Origin of the sequence: Rhodanobacter terrae (genome assembly GCF_042657005.1) — a bacterium.
GTDB classification, from domain to species: Bacteria; Pseudomonadota; Gammaproteobacteria; order Xanthomonadales; family Rhodanobacteraceae; genus Rhodanobacter; species Rhodanobacter terrae.
This window is the reverse complement of sequence record NZ_JBHSNG010000023.1, coordinates 29,038-40,192: the sequence shown is the minus strand read 5'-3', so window position 1 is coordinate 40,192 and position 11,155 is coordinate 29,038. Positions and strand designations below refer to the sequence as shown.

The 11,155-nt window shown below is 65.9% G+C and carries 11 protein-coding genes; all 11 read left to right on the top strand.

From position 1 onward, the window contains the following. Window positions 1-298: 298 nt before the first annotated feature. Genes ACFPPB_RS16645 through ACFPPB_RS16595 form a run of 11 tightly spaced genes read left to right on the top strand, consistent with a single transcriptional unit; the run spans window position 299 to window position 11,151 of the window. The gene (locus ACFPPB_RS16645; RefSeq protein ID WP_377329134.1) at window positions 299-2,062 is read left to right on the top strand and encodes a PHA/PHB synthase family protein; all 1,764 of its coding nucleotides are present in this window, start codon (window positions 299-301) and stop codon (window positions 2,060-2,062) included. A gap of 14 nt (window positions 2,063-2,076) precedes the next feature. Continuing rightward, window positions 2,077-3,510: a bifunctional enoyl-CoA hydratase/phosphate acetyltransferase gene (locus tag ACFPPB_RS16640; RefSeq protein ID WP_377329132.1), complete on the top strand. Its 1,434-nt coding sequence runs from the start codon at window positions 2,077-2,079 to the stop codon at window positions 3,508-3,510. Between the two features lie 3 nt (window positions 3,511-3,513). Then, window positions 3,514-4,755 carry an acetate/propionate family kinase gene (locus ACFPPB_RS16635; protein WP_377329130.1) on the top strand — a complete coding sequence of 414 codons (1,242 nt, stop codon included), beginning with the start codon at window positions 3,514-3,516 and terminating at the stop codon, window positions 4,753-4,755. A gap of 48 nt (window positions 4,756-4,803) precedes the next feature. Further along, window positions 4,804-5,229, top strand: a complete 426-nt coding sequence (locus ACFPPB_RS16630) for a hypothetical protein (RefSeq protein WP_377329128.1) — start codon at window positions 4,804-4,806, stop codon at window positions 5,227-5,229. A 25-nt stretch (window positions 5,230-5,254) separates the two neighbouring features. Continuing rightward, window positions 5,255-7,663: a phosphoketolase family protein gene (locus ACFPPB_RS16625; RefSeq protein WP_377329126.1), complete on the top strand. Its 2,409-nt coding sequence runs from the start codon at window positions 5,255-5,257 to the stop codon at window positions 7,661-7,663. After that, window positions 7,660-9,123 carry a F0F1 ATP synthase subunit beta gene (gene atpD / locus ACFPPB_RS16620; protein WP_377329124.1) on the top strand — a complete coding sequence of 488 codons (1,464 nt, stop codon included), beginning with the start codon at window positions 7,660-7,662 and terminating at the stop codon, window positions 9,121-9,123. Before ACFPPB_RS16625 ends, atpD begins: the two co-directional genes overlap by 4 nt. Next, a complete protein-coding gene (locus ACFPPB_RS16615) occupies window positions 9,098-9,499 on the top strand; it encodes a F0F1 ATP synthase subunit epsilon (protein ID WP_377329122.1) in 402 nt (133 codons plus the stop codon). The genes atpD and ACFPPB_RS16615 overlap by 26 nt, the downstream gene beginning before the upstream one ends. Then, complete coding sequence (locus tag ACFPPB_RS16610; protein ID WP_377329120.1) at window positions 9,496-9,834, top strand: AtpZ/AtpI family protein; 339 nt, start codon at window positions 9,496-9,498, stop codon at window positions 9,832-9,834. Before ACFPPB_RS16615 ends, ACFPPB_RS16610 begins: the two co-directional genes overlap by 4 nt. Next, a complete protein-coding gene (locus ACFPPB_RS16605) occupies window positions 9,827-10,135 on the top strand; it encodes an N-ATPase subunit AtpR (protein WP_377329118.1) in 309 nt (102 codons plus the stop codon). The genes ACFPPB_RS16610 and ACFPPB_RS16605 overlap by 8 nt, the downstream gene beginning before the upstream one ends. Beyond that, window positions 10,125-10,823: a F0F1 ATP synthase subunit A gene (locus tag ACFPPB_RS16600; RefSeq protein WP_377329116.1), complete on the top strand. Its 699-nt coding sequence runs from the start codon at window positions 10,125-10,127 to the stop codon at window positions 10,821-10,823. The genes ACFPPB_RS16605 and ACFPPB_RS16600 overlap by 11 nt, the downstream gene beginning before the upstream one ends. A gap of 46 nt (window positions 10,824-10,869) precedes the next feature. Further along, a complete protein-coding gene (locus ACFPPB_RS16595; RefSeq protein ID WP_377329114.1) occupies window positions 10,870-11,151 on the top strand; it encodes a F0F1 ATP synthase subunit C in 282 nt (93 codons plus the stop codon). Window positions 11,152-11,155: the final 4 nt, after the last annotated feature.

The following is an 11,155-nucleotide window of genomic DNA, read 5'->3' as shown; positions in this document are numbered from 1 at the left end:
TTGCCGGCCATCGCTCCATGGGCCTTGTCGAGATGGAAAGCTCGCGCTTTGTTGATCCCGATCAAATGCGCGAGTCGGGCACGTTCCTAGAATGACTTGCGTGCATCCGCGCCGTCACTCCGGCAACACCTGTGTCCGGCGGCGCGACTGCGCCATGCAGACGGAAAGCCCATTTTACTGCCCTATCACTGTGGAACGCACCGCGATAACCAGGTCTGCGCGTCGGGCTATCCGTTGAGGCAGAACTGCAAGTGCGTGCCCAGACGCCCTCCTCCTTCATCCGGAACTCGATTGCGCCATGAACAAGAGGACCATCCCACTGCCCGATCCGCCCGTCTCCGTCGGCACGATCACTCACCCGTTGCCGACGGCTTCCGTGCATCTCGATCCGGACAGTGCGATTCACGCCGCCGAAGCCGGGTTGACCCTGGGTGTTTCGCCGACCGCGATCTGGCTGGCGTACCTGGACTGGAGCTCGCACCTGGCCAATGCTCCGTTTCGCCGCCTGGCTCTGACCCAGGCCGCGGTGGAGCAGTTCGCGCGCTGGGCTCAGGCGCTCACCGGCAAGCAAGTCATCGAAGCCGACCCCCGCGACCACCGATTCGACGACCCCGCCTGGAAACAACCGCCTTTCCGCATGCTGCAGCAGAGCTTCCTGCTGCTGGAAGACTGGTGGACCCGGGCCGCCGAACCGGCCAACGGCGTCAGCCCGCACAACGCCAGGATCGTCTCCTTCGCCACCCGTCAGGGGCTGGATACGCTGTCGCCGTCGAACTTCCTCTGGCTCAATCCGGAGGCGATTGACGCCACCTTGCAGCAATCGGGCGGCAACCTGGTCACCGGCACCCAGGCATGGCTCGATGACGTGCAGCGGGAATGGGGTGGCGCGTCGGCCGACCACGCACTGGAAGTGGGGCGCGATCTGGCGATTACTCCGGGCAAGGTGGTTTTCCGCAACGAGCTGATCGAGTTGATCCAGTACACACCGACCACCGGGATGGTACGGCCCGAACCGGTGCTGGTGGTTCCGGCCTGGATCATGAAGTACTACATCCTGGACCTGTCGCCCGACAATTCATTGATCCGCTATCTGGTAAGCGAGGGCTACACCGTGTTCGCCATTTCCTGGCGCAATCCGGACGCCTCGATGAGAGATGTCTCGTTCGACGACTACAGAGTCAAGGGCCCGATGGCCGCGCTCGACGCGGTGCAGTCGATCACCGGTGCACGCCGTATCCACGGCTGCGGCTATTGCCTGGGCGGCACCTTGCTGACCATCGCTGCGGCGGCGATGGCGCGCGATGGCGACGGTCGTCTCGCCAGCCTCAGCTTGCTCGCGGCGCAAACCGATTTCAGCGAGGCCGGCGAGTTGCAGCTGTTCATCAGCGAGGATCAATTGAGCTTTCTCGATGACTTGATGGCCGGCCAGGGTTATCTCGACAGTCGCCAGATGGCCGGCGCGTTCCAGATGCTTCGCTCCAACGACCTGGTCTGGTCGCGGATGGTCAACAACTACCTGCTGGGGCGGCCTTCGCCGACCACCGACCTGATGACCTGGAACGCCGACGGCACCCGCATGCCGGCGCGCATGCACGGCGAATACCTGCGCTGGATGTACCTGGAGAACCGTTTGGCCGAGGGTCGTCTGCTGGCGGACGGGCGACCGGTTTCGGTGGCGGACATCAAGTTGCCGATATTCCTGGTGGGCACCGAAACCGATCACGTCGCGCCCTGGCATTCGGTCTACAAGATGCATTTGCTCAACGATGGTGAGATCACTTTCGTGCTGACTTCCGGCGGCCACAATGCCGGCATCGTCAGTGAGCCGGGACATCCGCATCGCCACTTTCGGCTCGGCCAGCGCAAGGCCGAAGGCAACTATGTCGGTCCCGACGAGTGGTTCGCAGCCACGCCGGTCAACGACGGCTCGTGGTGGCCGAACTGGGTGGCGTGGCTGGATCAACGCAGTGCGAGCCCGGTCTCTCCGCCCGCCCTGGGCAATCCGGCCGCCGGCTATCCCGTGCTGTCCGCTGCGCCCGGCAGCTACGTCCTGGAGCATTGAAAAGAGCAACCGACATGAATGCACTGCCCATCGATACCTCCGGATTCATCGAGAACCGCACCTTCGACGAAATCGAAGTGGGCGACCACGCCAGCCTTGTGCGCACACTCGGCCGGCGGGATATCGAACTGTTCGCAGCGATGTCCGGCGACGTCAACCCGGCGCATATGGACCCCGTCTATGCACGCACGGACATGTTCCACCGGGTGATCGCCCACGGCATGTGGGGCGGCGCGCTGATCTCCGCGGTGCTGGGCACCGAGTTGCCCGGGCCGGGCACGATCTATCTTTCGCAGGACCTGCACTTCCAAGCCCCGGTCGGCCTGGGCGACACCATCACCGTCACGGTCACCGCGAAAGAGAAGATCGCGCAGCGGCAATGCATCGTCTTCGATTGCCGTTGCAGCAACCAGAAAGGCGAAGAGGTGATCCTCGGCACGGCGGAGGTGAAGGCGCCGCTGGAAAAGATCCGCCGCCCGCGCATCGAGCTGCCCGAAATCCGGCTCGGCAACCACGACCGTTTTCGCGAATTGATGGCGCGGGCTGCCTTCGGCGCGTCCATGGCGACGGCAGTGGTCCACCCTTGCGACGGCGTGTCGCTCAGGGCCGCGCTGGACGCCGCGAAAGCCGGTCTCATCGTACCGATCCTGGTGGGCCCCACCGCCAAGATCCAGGCTGCCGCGAAACAGGCCGGGCTGGACATCGGTGCCTTGCGCATCGTCGATGCCCCGCACAGCCATGCCGCAGCGGCTGCAGCCGTGGCACTGGTGCGCAATGGCGAGGCGCGCCTGCTGATGAAGGGTTCGCTGCACACAGACGAGCTGATGCACGCCGTGGTTGCCGCCGACAGCGGTCTGCGCACCGATCGCCGGCTCAGTCACGTCTATCTGATGGACGTGCCCGACTGCCCCCGCCCGCTGCTGGTGACCGACGCTGCGATCAACATCGCGCCGACACTGGCGGAGAAGCGCGACATCATCCAGAACGCCATCGACCTGGCCCACATCATGGGGCTGGCGAAGCCGCGCGTCGCCGTGCTGTCGGCGGTGGAGACGGTGAACCCGGCGATCCCCTCGACGGTGGATGCCGCCGCGCTGTGCAAGATGGCCGAACGCGGCCAGATCACCGGCGGCCTCGTCGACGGTCCGCTGGCGTTCGACAATGCGATCAGCGCCGAGGCTGCACGCGAGAAAGGCATCGTTTCACCCGTCGCCGGCATGGCCGACATCCTGGTGGTGCCTGACCTGGAGTCGGGCAACATGCTGGCCAAGCAGCTGACCTTCCTCGCCGGTGCCGACGCCGCCGGCATCGTGATGGGCGCGCGGGTTCCGATCATCCTGACCAGCCGCGCCGATTCGTCGCGCACCCATGTGGCCTCCTGCGCGGTGGCGGTGCTGGTGGCGCGCTCGCGGGGAGGCCGTCCGCTGCCCGTGCCGGTCGAGGCCTGAGACATGTCCCGGGCCATTCTCACGCTCAATGCCGGCTCGTCCAGCATCAAGTTCGCGCTGTACGAGATGGCCGCGAAGGGATTGCGGCGACGGTTGTCGCACGGCCAGATCGAAGGCATCGGCAGCGCACCGCACCTCGTCGCCAGGGATGCAGCCGGCGCCATCTTGAGCGAGCATCGATGGGCGGCGGATGCGAAACTCGATCACGAGGCACTGCTGACACCCTTGTTGGCATGGATTACCGCCCACCTCGGCGAGGAATCCCTGGCCGCGGTCGGCCATCGGGTGGTGCACGGCGGCGAGCACTGGGACAGGCCCGTTCGCCTGACCCCCGCGGTGATCGCCGACCTGGCCAAGCTGATCCCGCTGGCTCCGCTGCACCAGCCGCACGACCTCGCTGCCGTGGAGGCGGTGGCGCGATTGCGCCCGAGGTTGCCGCAGGTGGCATGCTTCGACACGGCGTTCCATCACGGCATGGCGCCGACCGTCAGCCGACTCGCACTGCCACGGGAATTCGCGGCCGAAGGCATGCGCCGCTATGGTTTCCATGGACTGTCCTATGAATACCTCGCCGGCCAGTTGCGCGAGCAGGCACCGGCGCTGGCCGCCGGCCGCGTGATCGCGGCGCACCTGGGCAACGGTGCCAGCCTGTGTGCGATGCACGATGGCCACAGCATCGATACCACCATGGGCTTCACCGCACTGGATGGACTGGTGATGGGAACCCGCTGCGGCAACCTCGACCCCGGAGCCGTACTGTATCTGCTGCAGGAGCATGGCCTGAGCGTGTCGGCGGTCGAGCACATGCTCTACAACGAGAGCGGCCTGCTCGGGGTATCCGGCATCAGCAACGACATGCGCACCTTGCTGGACAGCAGCGACCCACACGCCTACGAAGCGATCGACCTGTTCGTCTTTCGCATCGCGCGCGAAATCGGGGCGCTGACCTCCAGCCTGGGCGGCCTCGACGGCCTGGTGTTTTCCGCGGGGATCGGCGAACACTCGGCGCCGATCCGGGCGGCAGTGTGCGCAAGGCTGGCCTGGCTTGGCGTCGAATGCGATGGGGACGCCAACACCCGCCACGCGACCGTGGTCAGCATGCCGTCGAGCCGAGTGCAGGTGCGCGTTATTCCCACCGACGAGGAGGCGATGATCGCGACCCACACCATGAATGTGCTGTACCCCGTGACCGCACGATCCACGCAGGAAGAGTCCCGCGTGTCATCGCCGGTGTCCCGCAGATAGCCGTACCGGAGGAAACCTACGATGACTACATCAGCTTTTGACCTGGACATGGGGCTGCTGCCACTTTCATCTTTTGCGCCCTATGCGCCCTACGCGCTGCTCACGCCGCCGCCCGTGCAACGCTGGCTCGATGCGCTCTACAGCGCACAAGCGTGGGCGCCCATGCTGGCGAACCCGATGGGCTTGCCGCACCCGCCATATCCACGCCCGTTCGACGCCGCGCCGGAGCACGCCGCGTCTGCTTCCCGCAGCGCCGATGCAGCGGCATTCCCGCCGGATCCGATGACGATGCTTGCACATGCCTCCACGGTAATGTCCGAGACACTGAACGTTGCCGCACAACAGGAACTCATGCTTTTCCATCGGTGGCTCGCACTTCAGCAAGCGCTGATCTTCGGCGTGGCTTCCACCGGGGAGACGGCCGGTCCGCAAGCCAGCCCGGCCAGGGCTCGCACGGCGACGAAGCACAAGTGAATCGAGAAAAATGGAATCACCTTCGATGAAAGCCCCTGCCCTCACACCCGATCTGCTGCAGCGCATGGATGCCTACTGGCGCGCGGCCAACTACCTCGCCGTGGGCCAGCTCTACCTGTGCGGCAATCCGCTGCTGAAGCATCCGCTGACGCTGGCCGACGTCAAGCACATGCTGCTGGGACACTGGGGCACCACGCCGGGGCAGAACTTCATCTACGTACACCTGAACCGGGTCATCAGGAAGTACGACCTCGACATGATCTATGTCTCCGGTCCCGGCCACGGCGGCCCGGCCGTGGTCGGCAATACTTATCTGGAGGGTACTTACAGCGAGATCTACCCGGACATCAGCAGGGACGAGGCCGGACTGCAGAAACTGTTCAAGCAGTTCTCCTTTCCCGGCGGCATTCCCAGCCATGCGTCGCCGGAATGCCCGGGCTCGATCCACGAAGGCGGCGAACTGGGTTATTCGCTGAGCCATTCGTTCGGCGCCGTGCTCGACAACCCCGAGTTGATCGTCGCCTGCGTGGTCGGCGACGGCGAGGCCGAGACCGGCCCGCTGGCCACCGCCTGGCATTCGAACAAGTTTCTCGATCCGGTCACCGACGGCGCGGTGTTGCCGATCCTGCACCTCAACGGATACAAGATTGCCAACCCGACGGTACTCGCGCGCATCAGCCATGAGGAGCTCGACCAGCTGCTGCGCGGTTACGGCTGGTCGCCGATCTTCGTCGAGGGCTCCGACGCGGCGCCGATGCATGAAGCCATGGCCGGCGCACTGGACCTGGTCGTGCAGAAGATCAAGACGATCCAGCGCGAAGCCCGCCAGCATGGCCGGCGCGAGCGGCCGCGCTGGCCGATGATCGTGCTGCGCTCGCCGAAAGGCTGGACCGGCCCGAAGATCGTCGATGGCCTGCCGGTGGAAGGCACCTTCCGCGCCCACCAGATCCCGCTCGCCGTCTCCGCCGCTGCGCCAGCGGAACATCTGCAGCAATTGGAAGACTGGCTGAGAAGCTACCGGCCCGAAGAACTGTTCGATGGCCAAGGCCGGCTGCGCGCGGAGCTGGCCGAGCTGGCGCCGGTGGGCGACCGCCGCATGGGTGCGAACCCGCACGCCAACGGTGGCAGCCTGCTGCGCGAGTTGCGCCTGCCGGATTTTCGCGACTATGCCTGCGAGGTGCCGCAACCGGGTGGGCCCGGCATCGGCGATACCCACGTACTGGGTCCGTTCCTGCGCGACGTCGCCGCGCTCAACGAAACCCAGCGCAACTTCCGCGTGTTCGGTCCCGACGAGACCTTGTCCAATGGCCTGGCGGCCGTGTTCGATGTCACCAACCGGCAGTGGGACGCCGCCACCGAGGCCAACGACCAGTACCTCGCTCCCAGCGGCCGTGTCATGGAGATGCTCAGCGAGCACCAGTGCGAGGGCTGGCTGGAAGGCTACCTGCTGACCGGGCGGCATGGCCTGTTCAATTGCTACGAGGCGTTCATCCACATCGTCGACTCGATGTTCAACCAGCACGCCAAGTGGCTGAAGGTCACCGCCGGCTTGCCGTGGCGGCGCAAGATCGCTTCGCTGAACTATCTCCTGGCCTCCCACGTCTGGCGGCAGGACCACAACGGCTTCACCCACCAGGATCCCGGTTTCATCGATCACGTGGTCAACAAGAAGGCCGGCGTGGTACGGGTCTACCTGCCGCCGGATGCCAACTGCCTGCTGTCGGTGATGGACCACTGCCTGCGCAGCCGCCACTACGTCAACGTGGTGGTTGCGGGCAAGCACCCGGCCCCGCAGTGGCTATCGATGGAGGCGGCGGTCAAACACTGCAGCGAAGGCATCGGCATCTGGTCGTGGGCCAGCAACGACCAGCATGTGGCCTCGCCTGACGTGGTGATGGCCTGCTGTGGCGACGTGCCCACGCTGGAGACCCTGGCCGCGGTCGCTATCCTGCGCGAGCACTTGCCCGAGCTCGCCATCCGCGTGGTCAACGTGGTCGACCTGATGCGCCTGCAGCCGCCGTCGGAACATCCCCACGGTTTGAACGACGTCGATTTCGATGCGCTGTTCACCCTCGACAAGCCGGTCATCTTCGCTTTCCACGCCTATCCCTGGCTGATCCATCGGCTGACTTATCGGCGCCGCAACCACGACAACATCCACGTGCGCGGCTACAAGGAGGAAGGCACCGTCACTACGCCGTTCGACATGACCGTGCTGAACGAGCTCGACCGCTTCCACCTGGTGATGGATGCGATCGACCGGCTGCCGCAGACGGGCGATCGCGGCGTGTACCTGAAGCAGCAACTGCGGGACAAGCTGATCGAGCACAAGCAGTACATCCGCCAGCACGGCCAGGATATGCCCGAGGTGCGCGACTGGACCTGGCAACGATCGAACGAGCAACGCTCGAACGAGAGGCAGAAGGAGCGATGAACGCGCCGGCCGCCGGGCTCGGCCGCGGCGTGATCTCCTCGGTACGCGGCAGCGTGGTCGACATGCGATTCGACGGCGCCTTGCCGCCGATCCATGCGCTGCTGCGCGCCGGCAACGATGGTCGGGTGCTGATCGAGGTGCAGACTCAGCTGGATGCACAGCGGGTCCGCGGCATCGCACTCAACGTCACCCAGGGTCTCGCCCGCGGCATGCCGGTGGTCGACAGCGGCGGCCCGCTGATGGCCCCGGTGGGCAAGAGCATCCTTTCGCGCATGTTCAACGTGTTCGGCGATGCCATCGACCACCGGCCCGCGCCGACCGACCTGCACTGGCGTTCCGTGCATCGGCCGCCGCCCGCGCTGGGCCGGCGCTCGACCCGATCGGAGATCTTCCAGACCGGGATCAAGGCCATCGACGTGCTGGTGCCGCTGGAGCGTGGCGGCAACGCGGGCCTGTTCGGCGGCGCCGGCGTGGGCAAGACCGTGCTGCTGACCGAGATGATCCACAACATGATCGGCCAACACGAGGGCGTGAGCATCTTTTGCGGTATCGGCGAACGCTGCCGGGAGGGCGAAGAGCTCTACCGCCAGATGCAGCAGGCGGGCGTGCTGGACAACATGGTGATGGTGTTCGGCCAGATGAACGAGCCGCCGGGGTGCCGCTTCCGGGTCGGGCACGCGGCGCTGACCATCGCCGAATATTTTCGCGACGACGAACACCGCGACGTGCTGCTGCTGATCGACAACATCTTTCGCTTCATCCAGGCCGGGTCCGAAGTGTCCGGCCTGATGGGCCAGATGCCCTCGCGACTGGGTTATCAACCCACCATGGGCACCGAGCTGGCGGGGCTGGAAGAACGCATCGCCAACACCGACACCGGCGCGATCACCTCGATCCAGGCGGTCTACGTGCCGGCGGACGATTTCACCGACCCGGCGGCGGTGCACACGTTTTCGCACCTGTCCGCCTCGATCGTGCTCTCGCGCGCACGCGCCAGCGAAGGCCTGTACCCGGCGATCGACCCGCTGCAGTCCAATTCCAAGATGGCCACGCCGGGCATCGTGGGCGAGCGCCACTACCGGCTCGCGCAGGAGATCCGGCGTACCTTGGCCCAATACGACGAGCTGAAGGACATCATCGCCATGCTGGGCCTGGAGCAGCTCTCGTCGGAGGATCGCAAGGTGGTCGCTCGCGCGCGGCGGCTGGAGCGGTTCCTGACCCAGCCGTTCTTCAGCACCGGGCAGTTCACCGGGATCGGCGGCCGGCTGGTCAGCCTGGAGGACGCGCTGGACGGTTGCGAGCGAATCCTCGCCGACGAGTTCAAGGACTATGCCGAGAGCGCGCTGTACATGATCGGGACCATCGACGAGGCGAAGCGGAAGTTCGAGGCCACCCGCTCCGCCAGCCATTCCACGCCTGCTCGGGAGCCGCGCCATGCCAGCGACGCTGATGCAGCTTGAGATCCTTCTGCCGTTCAAGGTGTTCGCCCGCAAGTCGGGCGTAGCGCGCATCGTGGCGGAAACCGCGGATGGCTCCTTCGGCCTGCTGCCGCACCGGCTCGACTGCGTGGCGGCGCTGGTCCCCGGTATCCTGGCCTGTACCAGCGAGGCGGAGGACGAGTACTGGGTGGCGATCGACGAAGGCGTGCTGGTGAAGGCCGGCACGCATGTTTCGGTATCCGTCCGCCGTGCCCTCGCCGGCACCGACGTGGGCCGGTTGCGTCAGGCCATCGAGCAGGAATTCCTGGTGCGCGACGAGCAAGAACAGAGCGTGCGCCAGGTGATGGCCCGGCTGGAAGCGGGTTTCCTGCGCCGCTACGCGAGGTTGTCGGCATGAGCGACAAGCCGCTCCGGAAAAAATTGTCGGCCGACCAGACACTGGCCGACCAGGTCGGCATCAAGGCCGCGCGCAAGCTCAGGGCGAGGCGCCGCGGTGCGGCCGGCGTCTGGTTCGGCCTGGGCATGATGGGGCTGGTCGGCTGGTCGGTGGCGGTACCCACTCTGGTCGGTGCCGGCATCGGCCTCTGGCTGGACAAACACTACCCGGGCAAACATGCCTGGACCCTGGCCTTGCTGATGGCCGGACTGGTGATCGGCTGCTTCAACGCCTGGCGCTGGATCGTCAAGGAAGAGCACGCCATGCACGAGGACGAGGAGGATGACGATGCATGAGCTCATCACGTGGGTGCTGGCCACTGCTGCAGGCTTCGGGCTGGGCGTGGTCTTCTTCGGTGGCCTGTGGTGGACAGTGCGCAGAGGCGTCCGCTCGCGGCAGCCGGCGCTGTGGTTCCTGGGCAGCCTGATGCTGCGCATGGGCGTCGTCCTGGCCGGATTCCTGCTGGTGGGCGGCGGCGAGTGGCGGCGTCTGTTGCTGTGCCTGCTCGGGTTCGCGATCGCTCGTGTCGCGGTCACCCGCCTGACCCGGGCGAAAACGCACGACGATCCTCGGCCGGAGCCGACTCATGCACCTTAGTCTCGACCAGATGATCTTCTGGCAGCACGGCTGGATCAGGCTCGACGGCACCATCGTGTTCACCTGGGGGCTGATGCTGGCGATGGTGATCGGCTCGCACCTGATCACGCGCCGGCTCTCCACCTCTCTGCACAGGTCGCGCTGGCAAAACGTGCTGGAGATCGTCGTCGTGGGCATCCAGCGGCAGATCGCCGAGGTCGGCCTGCCTCGGCCGGCCCGCTATGTCGGCTTCCTCGGCACGCTGTTCCTGTTCATCGCGCTGGCCAACCTGTGCACGGTGATTCCCGGCTACGAGCCGCCGACCGGTTCGCTGTCGACCACGGCGGCGCTGGCGCTGTGCGTGTTCGTGGCGGTGCCGCTGTTCGGCATCCAGGACCTGGGCTTGTCGGGCTATCTGAGGTCTTATCTGGAACCGAACTTCATCATGCTGCCGTTCAACGTCATCAGCGAACTCTCGCGAACGCTGGCGCTGGCCGTGCGCCTGTTCGGCAACATGATGAGCGGGGTGATGATCATCGGCATCCTGCTGACCGTCGCCCCCTTCGTGTTCCCCGTCCTGATGACCGTGCTCGGGCTGCTCACCGGCATGGTCCAGGCATACATCTTCAGCATCCTCGCCGCCGTCTACATCGCCGCCGCCATGCGCACCCGCGACAAGGCGCCAGCCAGCCCCGAACCGAACGCATGACAGACCCACGCCGACCTGCACACCCCGCCGCTTCAAGGAGTCCACCATGGACAGCATGACCCTCATCGCCATCGCCTCGATCGTCACCGCCGGCCTCACCATCGCCATGGGCAGCATCGGCCCCGCCCTGGGCGAAGGGCGCGCGGTGGCTACGGCGCTGAGTTCGCTGGCGCAGCAGCCCGACAGCGCCGCCACGATCACCCGCACTTTGTTCGTCGGCCTGGCGATGATCGAGTCCATCGCGATCTACTGCTTCGTGGTCTCGATGATTCTGCTGTTCGCCAACCCGTTCTGGAACCACGTCATCGCCCAGGTCGCAGGAAAGTGAAGCC